General features: G+C 58.2%; 18 protein-coding genes and 1 tRNA gene. 11 read left to right on the top strand and 8 right to left on the bottom strand.

Annotation, left to right across the window (positions count from 1 at the left end; genetic code table 11):
- Position 1 precedes the first annotated feature (1 nt).
- Genes ALP8811_RS16005 through ALP8811_RS16015 form a run of 3 tightly spaced genes read right to left on the bottom strand, consistent with a single transcriptional unit; the run spans position 2 to position 1,967 of the window.
- On the bottom strand, positions 2-250 hold the full coding sequence (locus ALP8811_RS16005; protein WP_108858248.1) for a SemiSWEET family sugar transporter: 249 nt from the start codon (positions 248-250) through the stop codon (positions 2-4).
- On the bottom strand, positions 250-1,305 hold the full coding sequence (locus tag ALP8811_RS16010; protein ID WP_108858249.1) for a saccharopine dehydrogenase: 1,056 nt from the start codon (positions 1,303-1,305) through the stop codon (positions 250-252). The genes ALP8811_RS16005 and ALP8811_RS16010 overlap by 1 nt, the downstream gene beginning before the upstream one ends.
- Before the next feature lie 11 nt (positions 1,306-1,316).
- Positions 1,317-1,967 (bottom strand): histidine phosphatase family protein, encoded by a 651-nt coding sequence (locus ALP8811_RS16015; protein WP_108858250.1) that lies wholly within the window; start codon positions 1,965-1,967, stop codon positions 1,317-1,319.
- 146 nt (positions 1,968-2,113) lie between these two features.
- Here ALP8811_RS16015 and fdhF point away from each other — a divergent pair, with 146 nt between their 5' ends.
- Positions 2,114-4,864, top strand: a complete 2,751-nt coding sequence (gene fdhF / locus ALP8811_RS16020) for a formate dehydrogenase subunit alpha (RefSeq protein WP_108858251.1) — start codon at positions 2,114-2,116, stop codon at positions 4,862-4,864.
- An 88-nt stretch (positions 4,865-4,952) separates the two neighbouring features.
- The gene (locus tag ALP8811_RS16025; protein WP_108858252.1) at positions 4,953-5,450 is read left to right on the top strand and encodes a hypothetical protein; all 498 of its coding nucleotides are present in this window, start codon (positions 4,953-4,955) and stop codon (positions 5,448-5,450) included.
- Here ALP8811_RS16025 and glpD read toward each other — a convergent pair.
- Positions 5,447-7,015: a glycerol-3-phosphate dehydrogenase gene (glpD, locus tag ALP8811_RS16030; protein ID WP_108858253.1), complete on the bottom strand. Its 1,569-nt coding sequence runs from the start codon at positions 7,013-7,015 to the stop codon at positions 5,447-5,449. The two genes, ALP8811_RS16025 and glpD, sit on opposite strands and share 4 nt — an antisense overlap.
- A 168-nt stretch (positions 7,016-7,183) precedes the next feature.
- Between glpD and ALP8811_RS16035 the strand changes: the two genes are divergently transcribed.
- Positions 7,184-7,942 (top strand): DeoR/GlpR family DNA-binding transcription regulator, encoded by a 759-nt coding sequence (locus tag ALP8811_RS16035; RefSeq protein ID WP_108858254.1) that lies wholly within the window; start codon positions 7,184-7,186, stop codon positions 7,940-7,942.
- Here ALP8811_RS16035 and ALP8811_RS16040 read toward each other — a convergent pair.
- Both ALP8811_RS16040 and ALP8811_RS16045 read right to left on the bottom strand, forming a co-directional pair.
- The gene (locus ALP8811_RS16040; RefSeq protein ID WP_370738911.1) at positions 7,939-8,628 is read right to left on the bottom strand and encodes a response regulator transcription factor; all 690 of its coding nucleotides are present in this window, start codon (positions 8,626-8,628) and stop codon (positions 7,939-7,941) included. The genes ALP8811_RS16035 and ALP8811_RS16040 overlap by 4 nt on opposite strands.
- A gap of 8 nt (positions 8,629-8,636) precedes the next feature.
- Complete coding sequence (locus ALP8811_RS16045) at positions 8,637-10,559, bottom strand: hybrid sensor histidine kinase/response regulator (RefSeq protein ID WP_108858256.1); 1,923 nt, start codon at positions 10,557-10,559, stop codon at positions 8,637-8,639.
- Between the two features lie 214 nt (positions 10,560-10,773).
- Between ALP8811_RS16045 and ALP8811_RS16050 the strand changes: the two genes are divergently transcribed.
- From ALP8811_RS16050 to ALP8811_RS16080, 7 genes are all read left to right on the top strand, one after another.
- Positions 10,774-12,939 (top strand): AMP-binding protein, encoded by a 2,166-nt coding sequence (locus tag ALP8811_RS16050; RefSeq protein ID WP_108858257.1) that lies wholly within the window; start codon positions 10,774-10,776, stop codon positions 12,937-12,939.
- Positions 12,936-13,760 carry an ABC transporter ATP-binding protein gene (locus ALP8811_RS16055; protein ID WP_245924687.1) on the top strand — a complete coding sequence of 275 codons (825 nt, stop codon included), beginning with the start codon at positions 12,936-12,938 and terminating at the stop codon, positions 13,758-13,760. The genes ALP8811_RS16050 and ALP8811_RS16055 overlap by 4 nt, the downstream gene beginning before the upstream one ends.
- Positions 13,761-13,771: 11 nt before the next feature.
- Positions 13,772-14,758: a branched-chain amino acid ABC transporter permease gene (locus tag ALP8811_RS16060; protein WP_108858258.1), complete on the top strand. Its 987-nt coding sequence runs from the start codon at positions 13,772-13,774 to the stop codon at positions 14,756-14,758.
- 3 nt (positions 14,759-14,761) lie between these two features.
- On the top strand, positions 14,762-15,838 hold the full coding sequence (locus tag ALP8811_RS16065) for a branched-chain amino acid ABC transporter permease (protein ID WP_108858259.1): 1,077 nt from the start codon (positions 14,762-14,764) through the stop codon (positions 15,836-15,838).
- A 104-nt stretch (positions 15,839-15,942) separates the two neighbouring features.
- Positions 15,943-17,229: an ABC transporter substrate-binding protein gene (locus ALP8811_RS16070; RefSeq protein ID WP_108858260.1), complete on the top strand. Its 1,287-nt coding sequence runs from the start codon at positions 15,943-15,945 to the stop codon at positions 17,227-17,229.
- A gap of 71 nt (positions 17,230-17,300) precedes the next feature.
- Complete coding sequence (locus tag ALP8811_RS16075; RefSeq protein WP_108858261.1) at positions 17,301-18,125, top strand: ABC transporter ATP-binding protein; 825 nt, start codon at positions 17,301-17,303, stop codon at positions 18,123-18,125.
- 80 nt (positions 18,126-18,205) lie between these two features.
- On the top strand, positions 18,206-19,426 hold the full coding sequence (locus ALP8811_RS16080; protein ID WP_108858262.1) for a phenylacetate--CoA ligase family protein: 1,221 nt from the start codon (positions 18,206-18,208) through the stop codon (positions 19,424-19,426).
- 155 nt (positions 19,427-19,581) lie between these two features.
- Here ALP8811_RS16080 and ykgO read toward each other — a convergent pair whose 3' ends face one another.
- Complete coding sequence (ykgO, locus tag ALP8811_RS16085) at positions 19,582-19,707, bottom strand: type B 50S ribosomal protein L36 (protein WP_005850168.1); 126 nt, start codon at positions 19,705-19,707, stop codon at positions 19,582-19,584.
- Positions 19,708-19,788: 81 nt separating this feature from the next.
- Positions 19,789-19,863: transfer RNA gene (locus ALP8811_RS16090), tRNA-Val, on the bottom strand.
- Between the two features lie 154 nt (positions 19,864-20,017).
- On the opposite strand from ALP8811_RS16090, the gene ALP8811_RS16095 reads away from it, so the two are divergent.
- Entirely contained in the window at positions 20,018-20,878 is an 861-nt protein-coding gene (locus tag ALP8811_RS16095; protein ID WP_108858263.1) for an N-formylglutamate amidohydrolase, read from the top strand.
- Positions 20,879-20,881 lie beyond the last annotated feature (3 nt).

Consider the following 20,881-nt stretch of genomic DNA (forward strand, 5'->3'; position numbering starts at 1 on the left):
TTCAGCCGAATTTCAGTTTCGCGATGATGATGGAGCCCACCAGAACAATCGCGATTGCGTTGGCGACAACCATGGGCCACGCGGCCAGCATGATGCCGTAGATAAGCCAGAGCGTGACCGACAGCAGCACCAGAAGGTTGGTCGACAGCGACAGGTCTTTGGTCTGTCGCGTGCGCCAAGTGCGGATGGTTTGGGGCATCCAGCAGATCGTGCTGATGATCCCGGCCAGTGTGCCGATCAGGGTCTCCATCAGATGTCCTTCATATGGGTGCGGAAGGTGTCCTCGGCCCGACCCCAGACGCCCGATGTCAGGTCAGTCAAGGTTATGAGCGAGGCCAGAAGCTGCCCCGCATAGTCGATCGAGCTTTCCAGGGGCAGCATCGAGGGCAGGTTGTCGATCGCCATGACGTCCATCACCGGATCCTCAGCCACGCGCAAGGCAGGCGTGTTCCAACTGGTCGCTTTGTTATAGACGGGCACCGGATTGTAGTCGCTGTCGGGGTCGCAGGCCACGTCGCCAATGGCGGTGAGTTTGCGGTCGGCGGTTAGTGCGTCCTTCGGGACGAACACCGGGGTTTGCGGTCCGGCCAGAATGCAGTTGATGAACAGGTCATGGTCCAGAATTTCGGGGAAGGGGCCACCGCTGGCGGTCTCGGCCATGTCCCATTTGGTGACGGTGACGCCCATCGCTTCCATCAGGTCAGACGCGCCAGTACCGACACGGCCAAGGGCGCCGATCACGATGGCGTTCGGGCGGGCGGCGCCGGTGGCGTCCAGCTCGGCACGCAGTTCGCCCATCATGGCGTCTTTGTTCTTGTAGGCGCCAACCGGGCCACACAGCTTGCCATGCTGTTGGGCAGCCCAAGCTTTCAGCGTGACAGCGGCCCCCGCGAACCCAGCCCAATAACCAAACGCGGCCACACGACGGCCGGTTTCATCCACCAGATATTCAAGGTCGTAAAGCGTCCCGCCGCCCGCCTTGAAGCGCTCCAACAGCGCGCGGCCCGAGTGCTGGCCCTTGAAGGCGTGGCCGAACATGATGTGGCGATGGGGCAGGGGGGTGCCGTCCTCGGGCAACTCTTTCAGGCCGAAGATGATCGCGTCCAGCGGCGCGTCGGGCCAGCTGTTTTCAGCCGCGATCTCGCACCCGGCATCCTTGTAGCCCTCAATGCTGATGGCGCGGACGCTGCTTTCCTCGACCGTCACACGGATGCCAGCCTTGATCAGTTCAGCAGCCCCTTCCGGCGTCAAACCGACGCGATCTTCGTTTTCACGTTGTTCTGCACGGACCCAAAGATGTGTCATCCGTTATCCCCCTAGAAATGTGTTTGCGCGTGGTGGCGATCTTTGTGTTCCAGATGCGGAACCGCGTTGTATTGAGTCAGCGTCAGCCCCGCTGGCATCAGCCGCATCCGGTGGATCGAGCTGTTCATGATCGGCAGAATGGTGCGGGTGAACGGGCCAAGGTCCAGCCCCATCACCACCCGCGTGGCCATGCCGATAAACCCGCCCGATGTGAAGATGATCGCGTCTTCGCCGCCTTCGGCAATCTCGTGAATCACCTCGGACACGCGGGTCTGGAAGTCGTGGAAGGTTTCGGGCGCCCCATCGATTTTGCCTTCTTGCCACGCGGCAAAGGTCAGCGGCAGGTGGTCGATGAAGTCTCCGTGCCCGGTCGGATGCGGAATGCCGAATTGGGCGTGCATCCGTTCGGACAGATCGAAATAGCGGACCTCATCCAGACGGGCATCGGCAGTGAAGTCCTCGGTGCCCCATTCCTGTGCGGTTTGCTGGTGGCGCGTCAGAGTCCCGGTGTAATGGCGGGCATATCGCTGGCCGGTGTCGCGCATATGTTCGCCCAACCAACGCGCCTGTTGACGCCCCAGATCGGACAGCCGGTCATAGCCCGCCTCGTCCGTGGCGGTGTTATTCGCTTGTCCGTGTCGGATCAGGGTGATGGTGGTCATTGGCGACTCCTTTCCGCCCATTGCTAGAGAATTGGATCCAATTCGAAAAGGGGGGCTGGCGCAAAAACGATGCCTTGCGTCGGGAATGGCGAACTGACGACGCGACGAGCATGGTTTATACTGAGAGTCGGAATACGGAGGTACGGATGAGCGACGGTATCAAATTCACCCTTGATGGGCGCGAAGTTGTTGCGCGTGATGGCGAAAGCATCTGGGATGTGGCCAAGCGTGAAGGCACGCTTATCCCGCACCTGTGCCACAAGGATGTGCCCAACCTGCGTGCCGACGGTAACTGCCGCGCCTGTGTGGTCGAGATCGAAGGCGAGCGTACGCTGGCCGCGTCCTGCATCCGGGAACCGGCCGATGGCATGGTGGTCACCACCGACAACGCCCGCGCCAAATCCGCCCGTAAGATGGTGATCGAACTTCTGGTCGCCGACCAGCCGGAAGAACGCCACGATGCAGCGGCGCATTTCTGGGATATGGTTGACCTGAACGGGGTCGAGCAAAGCCGCTTCCCGAAGATGGCCGAAGGTCGCGTGCCGCTTCTGGATGACAGCCACGTCGCGATGAGTGTCAATCTGGATGCCTGTATTTCGTGTAACCTCTGCGTGCGTGCTTGCCGTGAAGTGCAGGTGAATGACGTAATCGGCATGGCTGGCCGCGGTCACGATGCCCTTCCGACCTTTGATATCGCGGACCCGATGGGTGCCTCGACCTGTGTGGCCTGTGGTGAATGCGTTCAGGCCTGCCCGACGGGTGCGCTGATGCCTGCCAAGGTGCAGGATACTTCGGATTTCGACAAAGAGGTCGAAAGCATTTGCCCCTTCTGTGGTGTTGGCTGTCAGGTCAGCCTGAAAGTGAAAGGCGACAAGGTCGTCTATGCCGAGGGCATCAATGGCCCCGCAAACGAAGGCCGTCTGTGTGTGAAGGGTCGCTTTGGCTTTGACTACATCAACCACGCGCATCGCCTGACCAAGCCGCTGATCCGTAAGGAAGGCGCTGAAAAAGGCATGAACGTCGACCCGGCCAACCCGCTGACCCATTTCCGCGAAGCGACCTGGGACGAAGCGCTGGACGTCGCCGCCAAAGGCCTGATGAAGCTGCGTGATGAACATGGCGGCGAGGCTGTTGCCGGTTTCGGCTCGGCCAAATGCACCAACGAAGAAGCGTATCTGTTCCAGAAGTTCATCCGTCAGGGCTTTACCCACAACAACGTCGACCACTGCACCCGTCTGTGCCATGCCTCGTCGGTGTCGGCGCTGCTGGAAAACGTCGGTTCAGGCGCTGTAACGGCGACCTTCAATGAAATCGAAAACGCGGATGTGGCGATCGTTATCGGCTCGAACCCGATCGAGAACCATCCCGTTGCCGCGACCTATTTCAAGCAGTTCACCCAGCGCGGTGGCAAGCTGATCGTGATGGATCCGCGCGGCGTGGGCATGGGCCGTTTCGCGACCCACCGCCTGCAGTTCAAGCCCGGTGCGGACGTGTCGATGCTGAACGCGATCATGCATGTGATCGCCGAGGAAGGCCTGCAAGACGATGCCTATATCGCCGAGCACACCGAGAATTGGGAGGCGATGCGCGAGCATCTGAAAGCCTTCACGCCGGAAGCCATGGCCCCGATCTGCGGCATCGACGCGGACGAGCTGCGCGCCGCCGCCCGCACCTTTGCCAGCGGCAAGAACGGCATGATCTTCTGGGGTATGGGCGTCAGCCAGCACGTGCACGGCACCGACAACTCGCGCTGCCTGATCGCGTTGGCGCTGATGACCGGAAATGTTGGCCGTCCGGGCACAGGATTGCACCCGCTGCGCGGTCAGAACAACGTGCAGGGCGCATCCGATGCGGGCCTGATCCCGATGTTCTATCCGGACTATAAGTCGGTGAAGGACGAGGGCGTTCAAGCGCTGTACCGTGACGTCTGGGGGGTCGAAGATCTGAACCCGAACCCCGGTCTGACCGTGGTGGAAATCATGGACGCCGTTTACGATCGCAAGATCAAAGGCATGTATATTCTGGGTGAAAACCCGGCCATGTCGGACCCGGATGTGAACCACGTGCGCGAAGCGTTGCGTCGGATGGAGTTCTTGGTCAGCCAAGACATCTTCCTGACCGAGACCGCTGGTTATGCGGATGTCGTCTTTCCGGCGGCGGCACTGGCTGAAAAGACCGGCACGACGTCAAACACCAACCGTCAGGTGCAGATGTGCCGCCCGGCCGTACCTGCCCCAGGCGAGGCGATGGAGGATTGGGAAATCACCACCGCTCTGGCCAAGCGCATGGGCATGAGCTGGACCTATGACCACCCCAGTCAGATCTATGCCGAGATGGAGCTGGTGATGCCGTCGCTGGCCAACATCACGTGGGACCGTCTGGAGAACCAGAACGCCGTGACCTATCCGTCACTGTCGCCCGTAGATCCCGGTCAAGCCGTTGTATTCGGGGATAAATTCCCGCGTGAAAACGGGCGCGCACGGTTCGCGCCGGCCTCGATCATTCCGCCGGCAGAGACACCGGATGACGAATACCCCATGGTCCTGACCACGGGTCGTCAGCTGGAGCACTGGCACACCGGATCGATGACCCGTCGCGCCACCGTTCTTGATGCGATCGAGCCCGAGGCGAACTGTTCGATGAACCCGAAAACCCTGCGCGAAATGGGCATTGAGCCGGGCGATATGATCCGCCTGACCACCCGTCGCGGTACCATCGACGTGATGGCGCGTGCGGATTATGCGGTGGCCGAAAACATGGTCTTCCTGCCCTTCGCATACGTGGAAGCGGCGGCGAACCTGCTGACCAACCCGGCGCTGGATCCCTACGGCAAGATCGCCGAGATGAAGTTCTGCGCGGTGAAGGTCGAAGTGCCGACCCAGATCGCGGCAGAGTAAATCCCAATAGGCACGATTAGTCGTGGCGGACTGACACACGCGCATGCAAAACTGCGCGTGTGTTGGTTTATGGGATGAAGGCGGTTTCATGTTTGGAAAGCGGAAGACAAGAACGCCGGCGGAAGAGCTGAAAGAGGGCAAGTTCCGCCGATTGTGCAATGTCTATATGCACCGCGAGACCTCGAGGGCGATTGTTGTTCCGATGCTCTATGACGGGATTTATGTCGAAGATGAAGCGGGCATAACACTGTGTGAGACCACGCCCGAGATCTCGTTCGGAGAGATCGTGCGTGATCACTTTAAGGCCAGCAGGCGCGGCTTGATCTCGGGGCTTGGGGCGCGAAAAAAGACTGATTGGCCCGCGTTCAAAACCTCTGGTCTACGATCAGTGGCCCAATTTGAACGCGAGTATATTTGCGTCAGCGTCATGGGCGCAAATGAGGCCAACATCATCGTGCGACTGGAAAGTGATCCGGTTCAATGGGGGCTGAAGATCACGACCCACTGCAACCCGCTATCCGTCGAGGTTTTGGGAAGCGAGCTGAACAAAATCCGCAAGCATTTCCTGAAATGGGAGAAAGCTTAGGCTGTTTCCCGTGCGGCTAACATCCAAGCGTCGATAGCGTTGATCTGATCCGCATCAAGCAAAAGCCCCAGTTTCGAACGACGCCAAACCACGTCCTCCGCCCGTTGGGCGTATTCCTTGTCCATCAGCCAGCGCAGCTCGGCCTCGGTCAGGGTCGCGCCGAAATCTTGGCCAAGATCATTCATGGACGTCGCATTTCCAAGGATGTCGCGCGCCTCGGTCCCATAGGCACGGACCAGTCGCTTGGCATGTCGTGGGGTTAGGAAAGGGAAGTCCTGTTCGATCTTGCCAACCAGCGTGTCGAACCCATCCACCGGGAAGTCTCCGCCCGGCATGGGAACACCTGCGGTCCATCTGTCGGGCAGCGGGCCAAGCACTGCGCCGATCTTTTCCAAAGCACTTTCGGCAAGGCGGCGATAGGTGGTGATCTTGCCGCCGAATATGTTCAGAACCGGCGCGTCCTCTACGTGGTCGGTGCGCAGCACATAGTCGCGGGTGGCTGCCGCCGCCGAGCCTTCGCCGTCATTGAACAACGGGCGGACGCCGGAATAGGTCCAGACCACATCGTCAGCCGCAATTGGGTCCTTCAAATACCCATTGATGAAGGCGATCAGATAGTCACGCTCGTCATCTGTGCAGCGCGGGGGCGTGTCGGCATCCACGTGATCGGCATCGGTTGTCCCGATCAAGGTGAAGTCGGTCTCGTATGGAATGGCGAAGATGATCCGCCCGTCCTGCCCCTGAAAGAAATAGCATTTATCGTGGTCAAACAGGCGCTTGGTGACAATATGGCTGCCGCGGACCAGACGGATGTTGGCGGGCGTGTTGCTGCCAAGCGTTTTGCCCAACATGTCGGCAATCCACGGGCCAGCGGCGTTGACCAACATGCGGGCGGTGACCTGTCGGGTGTCGCCCGTATCGGTGTTTGTCAAAGTCACACGCCAGCCGCCGTCGTGTGGTTCGGCGCTCGTGACCTTGTGGCGCGGGTTGATCTCGGCCCCCCGCGCTTCGGCGTCACGGGCATTCAGAACAACCAGCCGGGCGTCTTCGACCCAGCAGTCTGAGTACTCGAACGCGGTTTCGAACATCGGATTCAGGGGCTGGCCTTCCGGGTCGCTCCGCAGATCAACGCGGGTTGTACCGGGAAGAATTTTCCGTCCCCCCAGATTGTCATAAAGAAATAGCCCCAGCCGTACGAGCCATCCGGGGCGGCGACCTTTCATCCACGGCATGACGGCATTCAGCAGCCGAGACGCCGGTGTTGAGCTGTCGAACCGCATGCTGTGGTGATAGGGCAGGACAAACCGCATCGGCCACGAAATATGTGGCATGGCGCGCAAAAGCGTCTCGCGTTCGGTCAGAGCTTCACGCACCAGCCGGATCTCGAAATACTCAAGATACCGCAACCCGCCATGAAACATCTTGGTCGAGGCAGACGAGGTCGCGCCGCCGATATCCCCCATCTCGGCCAGGCAGACGGACAGTCCACGGCCCGCAGCATCGCGCGCGATGCCGCAGCCATTGATGCCGCCGCCGATGATCAGAAGGTCAAAATCCGTTTGCATGTTCGCCCCAAAAGGTGAGTCGCGTTCACGCGGAGCTTGCTTGAAATGGGTGAAAAAGAGAAGATGATTATGTTCGGAAATATTCGTAATAAGCGGAAAAATGAAGGATGCGCTAGATTTCACGCATGAAACCGGGTCATATGACGTGAAACGAACACCGAGGCTGACATGAGCACGACCCTACGCAAACCCGAGATCCTGAACATCGCCCGACGTGAAGGCAAGGTGACGGTCGACCGTTTGGTCGAGCTGCTGGGTGTGACACCTCAAACCATCCGTCGCGATCTGACCGAGCTGTCCGACGAAGGCGCGCTGGACCGGGTGCATGGTGGCGCGGTGCTGCCGTCGTCGACCGCGAATATTGGCTATGATGCCCGGCGACAGTTGAACCAAGCCGCCAAGGTCGACATCGCGCGGGCCTGTGCGCAGCAAATTCCGAATGATTGCTGCATCTTTCTGAACATTGGCACCACGACCGAGGCCGTCGCGCAGGAGCTGCTGCGCCACAAAGGCCTTCTGGTTGTGACGAACAACATCAACATCGCGGTGATTCTGTCGGCAAACCCAGACGTGCAGGTGATCGTGTCGGGTGGCAGCCTGCGCCGCTCAGATGGTGGGCTGGTGGGCGAGTTGGCGACCGACCTGATCCGCCGGTTCCGCTTCGATATCTCGGTCATCGGATGTTCTGCTTTGAACGCGTCGGGCGACATGCTGGATTTCGACCTGCACGAAGTCAGCGTCAGTCAGGCCATCATGGCGCAAAGTGACAATGTGTGGCTGACCGCCGATCGCAGCAAATTCGAGCGCAAGGCCCCCGTGCGCATTGGCAATGTAGCGGATGTAGACGCGATCTTTACCGATCAGCCACTGCCAGAGGACTGCGCCGCGCTGTGTCAGGTCAACGATACCAAAGTTACGCTGGTTTAACCCCAGCGCACATCGCCCAGAAAAATATAGCCTGCCCCATAGATCGTCTTGATCAGGCGCGGGTTTTTCGGGTCTTCACGCAGCTTCGTGCGCAGGCGCGAGATACGAACGTCCATGGCGCGATCGAAGCTTTCACCCGCCACGCCGCCCAACGTCTCTTGCATTTGTGCACGTGAAATCAATCGCTTGGGGGCATCTAGGAACAGGCGCAGAACCTCGCCTTCCGCATGAGAGAACGCGGTTTCGGTGCCGTCTTCATCTTCCAAAACATAGCGGTCAAAATGTGCGATCCAGCCATTGAAATGCGCCGTGTTTGAGGCCGTGTTGCCGGGTTTCTGATTGCGCAGGCGGGCACGTACGCGTGCAACGACTTCGGCTGGCTCGAAGGGTTTTACGATGTAGTCATCGGCCCCTAGCTCCAATCCCGTCACGCGATCCTGCACCAAGGTTCGACCCGAGATGATGATGATTGACGCGCCTCTTTCCAACGCAAGCCGGTGCACCAAGGTCAGCCCGTCGCGGTCGGGCAGCCCAAGATCCACAAGGCAGACATCTGGGGACATCGTGTTCAACGCGGCTTCAAACTCGGTCGCGCGCGCGAAGGCTGCTGTACGGAACCCCGCTTCTTCCAAGGCGTGCGACAGCATGCGGCGGATTTCGGGTTCGTCATCCAGAATGGCGATCATGTGTTGGGTCACGATGGAACCTCTTGCGACAGGAATGTAGCCAGCTCACTGGTGGTGAACGGCTTGGGCAAAACAGGGAACCCGGCGTTCTTGCGCCGTGGGTCGTCGAGCGGCAGGGATGTCATCAGCAGCATCGGCACATCCAGCCCGGCCTGATCCAGCGCGTCCAGAAACTCGGGCCCTGTCTGCGCGCCTTCCAGTATAACATCAGAAAGGATGAGGCCCAGCCCCTCGATACCGGTCAGGGAAAGAGCGTCTTCAGCCGAGCTTGCTTCGACAACCTGATGGCCCATGCTGATCAGCATCTCCCGCACCGATGTCCGGATGGCTTCGCTGTCTTCGATCAGAAGAACAAGGCGGGGTGATATGGGTTGGGCGGGTATGCGCAGGGGCAGGCGAATGGACACAACGGCGCCACCGGTTTCGTCGCTGTTGAAGATCTTTACCTGACCACCTGCCACTTTGGTTTGGTCATAGACCATAGACAGACCAAGCCCCGATCCTTCGCCGCCCTTGGTGGTGAAAAACGGGTCTAACGCGTGCTCTAAGGCTTCTGGCGCAAAGCCCGGCCCGGTATCGGACACGCGAAACTCGACCCAGGTTTCACGGATCGGGCGAGCGGTCAGGTGTATGGTACCACCCACGTCACCAAGGGCATGGGTGGCGTTGATGATCAGGTTCAAAAGCCCGTCCTGTACCGCGCCGGCGTCCAGAACCAGACGCTTGTCCAAATCGAAGGTCTCGACTTTCAGGTGAATGTTTTCCGGCAAGGTCGGCCCTGCAAGGCTTTCCAACCCTTTCAGCATGTCGGGGACATTTACGGCTTCCATGTGCACATCGCGCCGACCCGAGATTGTGGCGATCCGTTCCAGAAGTGTACCGCCGCGACGTACAGCGGCATTGGTCGCCTGCACCAGTTCCTGCGCGTCATCTCCGATCGACATCTGTGCCAAGCGGCTTTGCAGGCCCATGATGATGGTCAGAAGGTTGGAAAAGTCATGCGCGACGCCGGATGTCAGCTGTGCTGCCAGCTCGCGCTTGCGGGTCTGGGCAAGAGCGGCGCGGGATTGGGCTTCTTCGGTGACATCCATCGATAGGATGTAGACGCCGGTGATCTGCTCTTCGCCTTTGTCGGGGGTCAGCGCCACGCGGATACGGCGGCCTGATGCCTCGTGCGTAAACTCGAATACGCTGGATTCACCATGAAACGCGCGGGTGAAATAGGGACTGATCTGCGCAAAGGCTTCGTCGCCCAACGCTTCATTGGCATGAAGGCCCAGAAGATCGGTCGGGCGGCCCGGGAATACCTTGCCCAGACGCCGGTTCGAGAAGGTGTAATGCAGATTGCGGTCAATTCGCGCGATATGGGCGGGCATCATTTCTGCGGTCAGACGGGTACGGCTTTCCATCAAGGTCAACTGCCGCTTGGTTTCCTCGAGGGCGATGTTGGAAGAGGTCAGCGCTCGGTTGGTCTGGGCCAATTCTTCTGTATAGGTCAGAACCTGATCCGACAGTTCCTCGGACCGGGCCCGCAAGAGCGATTCTTGCCGTTTGATCGGCGTAATGTCCGTGTAGACGGTCACCCACCCCCCTTGCGGAAGCGGGTGCCCTTCGACCGAAATCACACGTCCATTGGCGCGGGTGCGCTCCATGTAATGCGGTTGAAAATCCTTAGCCTGATCGACCCGGGACCGGACAAATTCGTCGATGTCCCCCACCGCGCCATAGTCCCCGCGTTCGGCAAGGTGGCGGATCGTTTCGGCAAACGAAGCACCGGGTTTCGCCAAGTGATCTGGCAAATTGAACATGTCCTGAAATTGACGATTCCCGATGACCAAAGTCAGGCGCCGGTCATAAATGGAGAGCGCCTGTTGAATCAGGTTCAGCCCGGCTTGGGTCAACGTGGCCGTTTCTGAAGATTGTAGTGGCAAGCAATCCCCTCCTGCACCTATCGCTAACACCTGATTTGGCTAGGGAAAAGAGGAATGAGACTCGTCGCAAGGAAATCATTTGGCATTGTAACAATTCGAAAGAATTGGGAAAAAGTGCCGAAACCTTTGACCGCGAGGTTTTTATGGTCAGGGTTGTCGAACAAGATTCGTCCGACAGCCACGTACGTCGGCGGACCGACGGTGGGAGGAAAATTTGGCACAGGATCTAGCCACAGCAGGCGCATTCGCTTCAATTCCGGCGCTACTTGCCCGGAATGTGAAGGAATTTGGTGATCGCCCGGCTTATCGGGAGAAAGAATTCGGGATCTGGCAAAGCTGGACCTGGGCAGAGGCGGCTGAAGAAATTCAGAACCTTGCTCTGGGTCTATTGGCTTTGGGGATCAACCGTGGAGACCACGTGGCCATCATCGGCCGTAACCGTCCGGCCCATTACTGGGCGATGGTTGCCGCACAAAAGGTAGGCGCCGTTCCGGTGCCGCTTTACCAAGATGCGGTCGTGGAGGAGATGGAATACGTGCTGGAACATTGCGGCGCGCGTTTCGTTATCTGCGGTGATCAGGAACAGGTCGATAAAGTGATCGAGGTGCAGGACAGGATCCACCACATCGAACACGTGTTGTACTATGACAAGCGTGGCCTGCGGAAATACGACCACAGCCATCTGCATTGGTATGTCGACATTCAGGAAGAAGGCCGCGTGGCCCATGCTCGTCTGGAAGACGAGATGGCCGTTCGCGAAGCCGAGCTGGATTACGACAGCACCTGCGTGATGCTGTACACCTCGGGCACCACCGGTCGCCCAAAAGGTGTGGTTTTGTCGAACCGCAACATCGTTGAAAGCGCGAAGAACTCGTCCGAGTTCGACAATCTTGGCGTGAACGAAGATGTACTGGCCTATCTGCCGATGGCATGGGTTGGTGACTTCATCTTCTCGCTGGGGCAGGCCATGTGGTCAGGCTTCTGTGTGAACTGTCCGGAATCGGCAGACACGCTGATGTCGGACTTGCGCGAAATTGGACCGACCTACTACTTCGCTCCGCCGCGCGTGTTCGAAACGCAGCTGACGAACGTGATGATCCGAATGGAAGACAGTGGCGACCTGAAATACGCCATCTTCCATCACTTCATGGACTTCGCGAAAGGCGGCGCCGGTGAAAAATACGGTATGCCCAAGCGCAAGGTCACGACCCAGAAGAAAACTCTGGAGCAGAAGATCCGTCACGGGTTCAACTATGCAATGGGGATCGGCTTTGCGGCTGAGACCATCATCGAAAACGGCATTCGTCTGGCCTTTGCCAAACTGCGTCACGGCAAGAACGTGCGCAAGCATTTCAAAGCCAAGGATCCGATCGGTCTGAAACTCTATCGCGGCAACCTGCAGGAATACTTCAAGTATCGCTGCGGTGACGTGCTGGTTTACGGTCCGCTGAAAGACACGTTGGGCTTTGGCCGTATTCGTGTTGGCTATACCGCTGGTGAAGCCATTGGTCCGGAAATCTTCGCGTTCTATCGCTCGATGGGGATCAACCTGAAGCAGCTTTACGGTCAGACCGAAGCCACCGTGTTCATCACGGTTCAGCCTGATGGTGAAGTGCGCAACGACACAGTTGGTGTACCTGCTCCGGGTGTGGAAGTACGCATCGAAGACAATGGCGAGATCTTCTATCGTTCGCCGGGTACCTTTGTTGAGTACTACAACAACCCTGAATCGACCGCCGACACCAAAGATCCTGAAGGCTGGGTTGCCACGGGTGACGCTGGCTTCTTCGACAAGCACAACGGTCACCTGCGGATCATCGACCGCGCCAAGGACGTGGGCAAGATGGCTGATGGCCGGATGTTTGCGCCCAAGTATGTTGAGAACAAACTGAAGTTCTACCCGGACATTCTGGAGGCAGTTGTCTTCGGTAATGACCGCAACATGTGCACCGCCTTCATCAACATCGACCTGACCGCCGTCGGCAACTGGGCCGAACGTAACAACGTGGCTTATGGTTCTTATCAGGAACTTGCAGGGCACCCGGATGTGGTTTCGACCATTCAGGAACACGTTGAAACGGTTAACAAATCGGTTGCTGAAGACGAAATGCTGTCGGGTTGCCAGATCCATCGCTTCCTGATCCTGCACAAGGAACTGGACGCAGATGACGGCGAGATGACCCGTACGCGTAAAGTGCGCCGTAAGATTGTGGAAGAGAAATACGCTCCGCTGATCGACGGTCTCTATGGCGGCAAGACCGAGCAATATATCGAAACCGAGGTCACCTATGAAGATGGCCGCAAGGGTTCGATCAACGCCACCTTGGAAATCCGCGATGCGGCTGTGGTGGATAACACTCAGGGGATGGCGGCAGAATGACAACTGATATGAACGCCGACAGCTACGTCACTGAAGACGGGCGCACTATTGGCCCCGTTGTCATGGACCTTAAAAATATCACACTGCGCTTTGGTGGTGTGGTTGCGATCAAGGACATCAGCTTCAACATCCGCGAAGGCGAGATCCGCGCGATCATCGGCCCGAACGGTGCTGGTAAGTCCTCGATGCTGAACGTCATCTCGGGGTTCTATAAACCCCAGGAAGGCGAGGTTTGGTTCCGCGGGTCGAAACGTCCGCAGATGCGCCCCTATCAAGTGGCGCAACAGGGTCTGGCAAGGACTTTCCAAAACATCGCGTTGTTTGACGGCATGTCCGTGCTGGATAACATCATGACGGGTCGTCTGAACAAGATGAACGCCAACTTGCTTCAGCAAGCGATTTGGAAAGGCAAGGCCGAGAAGGAAGAGCTGGCAAACCGCGAAGCGTGCGAGAAAGTCATCGACTTCCTTGAAATCCAGCACATCCGTAAAACGCCTGTTGGGCGTCTGCCTTACGGTCTGAAAAAGCGTGTTGAACTGGCACGTGCCCTGGCCGCTGAACCGTCGCTGCTTTTGCTCGACGAACCAATGGCTGGCATGAACGTCGAGGAAAAAGAGGACATGTCCCGCTTTATCCTGGACATGAATGACGAGTTCGGCACGACCATCGCGCTGATCGAACACGATATGGGCGTGGTTATGGACCTGTCCGACCGCGTGGTTGTCATGGACTATGGCAAGAAAATTGGGGACGGCACACCTGAAGAGGTGCGCAACAACCAGGATGTGATCGACGCCTATCTCGGCGTGTCACACGACTAAGGGGGGAGACTATGCCTGAACAACTACTCTTTGCGATGGAAGTTACCCTGAACGGCCTGATGGCCGGGGTGCTCTATGCGCTCGTCGCGCTGGGCTTTGTCTTGATCTTCAAGGCGTCCGGTATTTTTAACTTTGCCCAAGGTATGCTGGTGGTGTTCGCTGCCATGACCTTGGTGGGTGTTCAGACGGGGCAAATCCCCTTTGCACACCTGATCAACACGATCTTCGGCACCAAGATCCACCACTTTGGATGGACCGTGCCGACGATTTTGGCGATTATTGTGGCGGGTGCCGCCATGGTGCTTGTCGCTTGGATCATCGAAAAATACATCCTTCAACACCTGATCGGTCAGCCTGACATCATCCTGTTCATGGCCACGATCGGCATGTGGTACTTCATGCACGGCTTCGCACCGTTGATGTGGGGCTCGGAAGTGATGAAACTGGACGTTGGTCTGACCCAAGGTATCAACGAAACCATTGATACGACTACCTATAACTGGTTCGGCTATGGCTTCTTTATCGATAACCTCGATATTGTCGCCGCCATCGTTGCCGCCCTTCTGGTGACCGCGCTGGTGCTGTTCTCGCAATACACCAAGCAAGGCCGCGCCCTGCGTGCGGTTGCGGATGACCACTCGGCTGCTTTGTCGGTCGGTATCTCGCTGCGCTTCATCTGGGTTCTGGTCTGGTCGATTGCTGGCTTTGTGGCCCTTGTCGCCGGGATCATGTGGGGCTCGAAGTCGGGCGTTCAGATCTCGCTGGCCGAGGTTGCACTGAAAGCACTTCCGGTTTTGATGCTGGGTGGCTTCACCTCGATCCCGGGCGCCATCATCGGCGGTCTGATCATCGGTGTGGGCGAGCAGCTGTTCGAATTTGCCATCGGTCCCCTTGTGGGCGGCGCAACCCAAGCCTGGTTCGCTTACGTACTGGCACTTGTCTTCCTCATCTTCCGTCCGCAAGGGCTGTTTGGTGAGAAAATCATCGAAAGGGTCTGATCAATGTTTTACCGCGAAGCTGGTGATTTCAAAACGTCCTACCGTGACGATAACCAGACCTTTCCGATCCGCCTTGACCGGGCTGGATACTGGATTGTCCTGTTCGTCGCCTTCTGTGTGATCCCGTTCTTTGTGAACGACTACTGGGTGAACTCGATCTTTGCTCCGTTCTTCATCTACGCCATTGCGGCGCTGGGTCTGAACATTCTGACGGGTTATGCCGGTCAGGTATCGCTGGGTACGGGTGGTTTCATGGCTGTAGGGGCATATGCCTGCTATAAGCTGATGGTGGCCTTCCCGGACATCAACATCGTGTTCCACGTGTTGATCGCTGGCGGCATCACTGCCGCCGTGGGTGTGGCCTTCGGTCTGCCGTCGCTGCGCATCAAAGGGTTCTACCTTGCGGTTGCGACCCTTGCTGCTCAGTTCTTCCTAGTGTGGCTGTTCAACAAGGTGGCGTGGTTCTACAACTACTCGGCATCGGGTCAGATCAACGCACCTGAGCGTACCGTGTTCGGCGTGATCGTAACTGGTCCCAACACCGAAGCCTGGGCGAAATACATGATCTGCCTGGTATTCCTGGTGGGCGTTGCCTGGGTCGCACGCAACCTGACACGCGGCATGACTGGCCGTAAGTGGATGGGCATCCGCGACATGGACATCGCAGCCGAGATCATCGGGGTGAACCCGCTGATGGCCAAGATGTCGGCCTTCGCTGTATCGTCTTTCTTTGTCGGTATTGCTGGCGCTCTGTTCTTCGCCGTCTATCTGGGCGCTGCAGAAGCAGGTGAAAGCTTCGGTATCACCAAGTCGTTCCTGGTGCTCTTCATGGTGATCATCGGCGGCCTTGGCTCGATCTTCGGATCCTTCGCCGGTGCGGCCTTCATGGTCCTGATGCCGGTTTTCTTGAAGAACGTTTTGGTAGGTACTCTGGGCTGGCCCACTGAGATCGCTGCCGAACTGGAGTTCATCATTGTTGGTGGTTTGATCGTGGTCTTCCTGATCCTCGAACCCCATGGTTTGGCCCAACTGTGGCGTCTCACAAAAGAGAAGCTGCGCCTGTGGCCCTTCCCGCACTAAGCGGGGGAAACGATCCGGACATCCGGCCATGAGGAGCGGTCGGGTGTCCAAACGCAATGCTGCCCATAAGGGCACAATATTTTGCTAATCTAGGGAGGAAGCAAATGACTTTTAAACGTGTTGCCGCGGCGTCTGTAGCCGCACTGATGGTAGGCTCGCCTGTAATGGCGGATCTGGTATTCCCATCGCTGAGCTATCGGACCGGTCCGTTCGCCGCTGGTGGTATTCCTTACGCCGACGGTTTTGCCGACTACTTCACGCTGCTCAACGAGCGTGACGGTGGTATCGGTGGCGTAGCAGTTCAGACACCCGAGTGTGAAACTGCTTATAACACCGAAAAAGGTGTGGAATGCTACGAAGCCACCAAAGGCGAAGGCGCTCTGGCCTATAACCCGCTGTCGACTGGTATCACTTATCAGCTGATCCCCAAAGCGACCGCTGACGACATTCCGCTGTACACCCCCGGTTACGGCCGTACCTCGGCCGCGAACGGCGATGTGTTCAGCCACGTGTTCAACTTCCCGGCCAACTACTGGAACGGTGCTTCGGCAGCTATCAACCACGTTCTGGACCTGAACGGTGGCGATCTGAACGGCAAGAAAATCGTTCTGCTGCACTTCAACGGCGCCTACGGTAAAGAGCCGATCCCGACCCTGACCAAACTGGGCGAAAAGCACGGCTTCGATCTGACCACTATTCCGATCGACTATCCGGGCCAGGAGCAGAAAGCTCAGTGGCTGCAGATCCGCCGCGAGAAGCCTGACTACGTTCTGTTCTGGGGCTGGGGCGTGATGAACCAGGTTGCCATTCAGGAAGCCGCAAACATCCGCTACCCGATGGACCAGTTCATCGGTGTATGGTGGTCCGGTGCAGAGCATGACGTGAAGCCTGCTGGCGAAAAGGCCACCGGTTATAAAGCGATGACCTTCCACGGTGTTGGTTCGGACTATCCGGTCTTTGGCGACCTGCAGAAATACGTTGTAGACGCTGGTAAAGCAGCGGGCGACGGCTCCAACGTTGGTACCGTTATCTACAACCGTGGTGTTTACGCTGCGATGATGCTGGCTGAAGCTGCAGCGAAAGCTCAGGAAATCCACGGTGTTGCAGACATCACCTCGGGTCAGATGCGCGATGGTCTGGAACAGCTGGAAATCACCAACGCACGCATGGCCGAACTGGGCATGGAAGGCTTCGGCCCCGAGTTCAAAGTGAGCTGTGCAAACCACGGTGGCCCGGGCGCGATTGCGATCCAGCAGTGGGATGGTGCTGCCGGCAAATGGTCGCTGATCACCGACTTCTCGGGATCGGACATGGATGTTATCCAGCCGCTGATCGACGCTGACTCGGCTGCTTATGCTGCTGAAAACAAAATCGAGCCGCAGTGTAACTAATACACCGGCACGCGTCCGGGCCTTCGGGCCCGGACGACCCCTAGAAACGACTACGAACAGGACGCCCTGATATGCTGGACGCTGAAAAGACCGCAGAGACCCTGCTTGAGGTCAACAATATCGAGGTCATCTACAATCACGTGATCCTCGTGCTGAAAGGCGTAAGCCTGTCTGTTCCCAAGGGCGGCATCACTGCGCTGCTTGGTGGTAACGGTGCAGGAAAAACGACGACCCTTAAGGCCATTTCGAACCTGCTTCAGGCAGAGCGCGGCGAAGTGACCAAAGGTACGATCGATCACAAGGGCGAGAACATCGCCGAATTGAACCCGGCCGCATTGGTGAAACGCGGTGTCATTCAGGTGATGGAAGGCCGTCACTGCTTTGAACACCTGACCGTTGAAGAGAACCTTCTGACCGGTGCCTACACGCGCACAGATGGTCGGGCCGCGGTCGCGAAAGACCTGGAAATGGTCTATGAGTACTTCCCGCGTTTGGCCGAGCGCCGCAAGTCGCAGGCTGGTTATACCTCGGGTGGTGAGCAACAGATGGTCGCAATGGGCCGCGCAATGATGTCGCGCCCGGATATGATCCTTCTGGACGAACCGTCGATGGGTCTGGCCCCGCAGCTGGTAGAGCAGATCTTCCAGATCGTGAAACGTCTGAACGAAGAGCAGGGCACCACGTTCCTGTTGGCCGAACAGAACACCAACGTGGCGCTGAAATATTCCCACTATGGTTACATTCTGGAAAATGGCCGCATCGTGATGGACGGCCCCGCTGCCGAACTGCGCGAGAACCCGGACGTTAAGGAATTTTACCTTGGTATGTCGGATGAAGGTCGTAAGAGCTTCCGCGACGTGCGCTCGTATCGCCGCCGTAAGCGTTGGCTGGCCTAATTCGGCCCGCCCTCCACGGCGACCCAACTTTAACATGATTTAATCGCCGATCTTGGTCGGCGCAGACAGAGGTTATGCTCATGTCCAACTATTTTGATGCGCTCGAGACCCGTTCGGAAGATGAACGCGCCTCTGGTTTGGCGGCAGCCCTGCCTGAACAGATCGCCCGCGCACAAGCGCTGGCTGGCTATGCCAATCTGCTGGCGGATGTCGACGCGGCAAGCGTCACGTCGGCCGGGGCTCTGGCTGCGCTGCCAGTTTTGCGTAAATCCGAGATTGGCAAAGCGCAGGCGGCAGATGGCCCCTTGGGTGGGTTCGGAGGTCTGCCGACGCATGAGTTTGCGCATATCTTCCAAAGCCCCGGTCCTATCTATGAACCCGGTGGTGTTGGCCATGACTGGTGGCGCATGGGGCGTTTCCTGAGCGCCTGTGGCATCGGCAAGGGCGACATCGTGCAGAACTGCTTCGGGTATCACCTGACGCCCGCTGGCATGATCTTTGAGAACGGTGCACGCGCCGTTGGCGCGGCGGTTATCCCCGCCGGCGTCGGGCAGACCGAACTTCAGGTGCGCGCCGCTGCCGATATCGGCACCACGGCTTATGCCGGCACGCCCGACTATCTGAAGATCATTCTGGATCGTGCGGATGCGGATGGCGTGAAGCTGAAGATCACCAAGGCTGCTGTCGGCGGCGGGGCGTTGTTCCCCAGCCTGCGTCAGGAATACGCCGACCGTGGCATTACCTGCCTACAAAGCTATGCGACCGCCGATCTGGGCAACGTTGCGTATGAAAGCGATGCGATGGAAGGCATGATCGTCGATGAAGGCGTGATCGTCGAGATCGTCCGCCCTGGCACCGGTGATCCCGTTGCACCAGGCGAGGTGGGCGAGGTCGTTGTGACAACGTTGAACCCCGATTATCCGCTGATCCGTTTCGCAACCGGCGATCTGTCGGCTGTCCTGCCGGGTGTCAGCCCCTGTGGCCGTACCAACATGCGGATCAAGGGCTGGATGGGCCGCGCAGACCAGACCGCCAAGATCAAGGGTATGTTCGTCCGTCCCGAGCAGGTCGCAGATTTCGTCGCCAAGCACGCCGAGATCGCCAAGGCCCGCGTCATTGCCACCCGCGAGGGTGAGATGGACGCCATGACCGTTCAGGTCGAGGCTGACGGCGGGAACGCTGACGCCTATGCCAAATCGGTGGCGGATACGCTGAAACTGAAAGGCAAGATCGAACTGGTCGCTCCGGGCAGCTTGCCCAACGATGGCATCGTCATCGACGACCAGCGCGTCTACGACTAAGCCCAATTTTATCAGGCTTCCTCCCGGAAGGGGCTGGGGAAACCCGGCCCTTTCTGTTTTTGTGGGGTGGCTTGCAAGCAGCGCTTTCGAAGCGATGCGCCAAACACAAAAAAGCCGCCCAGAGGGCGGCTTTTTCTGTAACGCTGCTGAAGCGATTAGCCCTGACGGGCTTTGAACCGGCGCTGCGTCTTGTTGATCACGTATACGCGGCCTTTACGGCGCACGACACGGCAATCACGGTGACGGTTTTTCAGCGAGCGGAGCGAGTTGCGAACTTTCATGGTCCTTCTCCTTCAACGCGGCGCTGCGGTTGCGCCTGGGCTTCAGTTTACCTTCTGACCTTTCGGTCATCTGGCGGTTCATGGTGGGCGATACTGGGATCGAACCAGTGACCCCTTCGATGTCAACGAAGTGCTCTACCGCTGAGCTAATCGCCCTAAAATCTCTGCCGAAACAGCCTATTCAGGCCGATCCAAACGATACGACGCGGGAAAGCCCGCGCCAGTTCGCGTTGCTATAAAAGGAGTCGGGGCCACGCGCAAGGGCTTTTGGCAAGAGTTTTTTACTTTATAAAGAGCTTAGGAGGCAAAGATGCTCGGGCAGACATTTTCGTTGTATCGTCCACGGTTCGAGGACACCAGCGTCGTTTTCGCGTCGCCGCATAGTGGGTCCCACTATGATGAGGTGTTTCTGAACGAGACTGTTCTTGACGAACGCACCATCAGATCGTCTGAAGACGCCTATGTTGATAGGCTTTATGCCTTTGCGACCGAGTGCGGCGCCCCGTTTCTATGCGCCAACACCCCGCGCGCTTATGTGGACCTGAATCGCGGCGCGGACGAACTGGATCCTGCATTGATTGCCGGCTTGCGCCGATCAACGCTGAACCCGCGCATATCCTCGGGGCTAGGCGTGATTCCACGCGTCGTGGCAGGGGGGCGGGCGATTTATCGCGGGAAGATGACCTTGGGGGCGGCGCAGAAGCGACTAAGCGCCCATTGGCATCCTTATCACAACACGCTCCGCCAACTTATGGATGAACGCCAGGCCAGATTCGGGCAGGCAATCTTGCTGGACTGCCATTCGATGCCGCACGAGGCTTTGGCCAGTCTGCGCCGCAACTCGTCGGACATGCCTGAGATCGTTCTGGGTGACAGATTCGGAGCGTCAGCAGGCGCCGAGATCGTCGACGCGGTCGAGGCGGCTTTTCAAAATGCTGGGTTCCGTACAGCACGCAACATGCCTTTTGCTGGCGCGTTCATGGCGCAGCACTATGGTCGTCCTCAAGTTGGGCGTCACGTTGTTCAGATCGAGATCGACCGCGCGCTTTACATGGACGAGGCATCGATCACACCGAACTATCGCTTTACCGAGATTCAGAACCGTCTTCGTGCCGTTATCGCGCAGATTGCTGATTTCGGCCGTCGCGATTCGGCGCTGGCTGCCGAATAACAC

The organism is Aliiroseovarius pelagivivens (genome assembly GCF_900302485.1).
GTDB lineage: Bacteria > Pseudomonadota > Alphaproteobacteria > Rhodobacterales > Rhodobacteraceae > Aliiroseovarius > Aliiroseovarius pelagivivens.

Coding starts and splice junctions, on each gene's coding strand:
- ALP8811_RS16065 (WP_108858259.1), top strand. CDS start 14,762: ATGTTTTACCGCGAAGCTGGTGATTTCAAAACGTCCTACCGTGACGAT.
- ALP8811_RS16005 (WP_108858248.1), bottom strand. CDS start 250: ATGGAGACCCTGATCGGCACACTGGCCGGGATCATCAGCACGATCTGC.
- glpD (WP_108858253.1), bottom strand. CDS start 7,015: ATGCAAACGGATTTTGACCTTCTGATCATCGGCGGCGGCATCAATGGC.
- ALP8811_RS16015 (WP_108858250.1), bottom strand. CDS start 1,967: ATGACCACCATCACCCTGATCCGACACGGACAAGCGAATAACACCGCC.
- ykgO (WP_005850168.1), bottom strand. CDS start 19,707: ATGAAAGTTCGCAACTCGCTCCGCTCGCTGAAAAACCGTCACCGTGAT.
- ALP8811_RS16035 (WP_108858254.1), top strand. CDS start 7,184: ATGAGCACGACCCTACGCAAACCCGAGATCCTGAACATCGCCCGACGT.
- ALP8811_RS16060 (WP_108858258.1), top strand. CDS start 13,772: ATGCCTGAACAACTACTCTTTGCGATGGAAGTTACCCTGAACGGCCTG.
- ALP8811_RS16095 (WP_108858263.1), top strand. CDS start 20,018: ATGCTCGGGCAGACATTTTCGTTGTATCGTCCACGGTTCGAGGACACC.
- ALP8811_RS16010 (WP_108858249.1), bottom strand. CDS start 1,305: ATGACACATCTTTGGGTCCGTGCAGAACAACGTGAAAACGAAGATCGC.
- fdhF (WP_108858251.1), top strand. CDS start 2,114: ATGAGCGACGGTATCAAATTCACCCTTGATGGGCGCGAAGTTGTTGCG.
- ALP8811_RS16055 (WP_245924687.1), top strand. CDS start 12,936: ATGACAACTGATATGAACGCCGACAGCTACGTCACTGAAGACGGGCGC.
- ALP8811_RS16075 (WP_108858261.1), top strand. CDS start 17,301: ATGCTGGACGCTGAAAAGACCGCAGAGACCCTGCTTGAGGTCAACAAT.
- ALP8811_RS16025 (WP_108858252.1), top strand. CDS start 4,953: ATGTTTGGAAAGCGGAAGACAAGAACGCCGGCGGAAGAGCTGAAAGAG.
- ALP8811_RS16040 (WP_370738911.1), bottom strand. CDS start 8,628: ATGATCGCCATTCTGGATGACGAACCCGAAATCCGCCGCATGCTGTCG.
- ALP8811_RS16080 (WP_108858262.1), top strand. CDS start 18,206: ATGTCCAACTATTTTGATGCGCTCGAGACCCGTTCGGAAGATGAACGC.
- ALP8811_RS16070 (WP_108858260.1), top strand. CDS start 15,943: ATGACTTTTAAACGTGTTGCCGCGGCGTCTGTAGCCGCACTGATGGTA.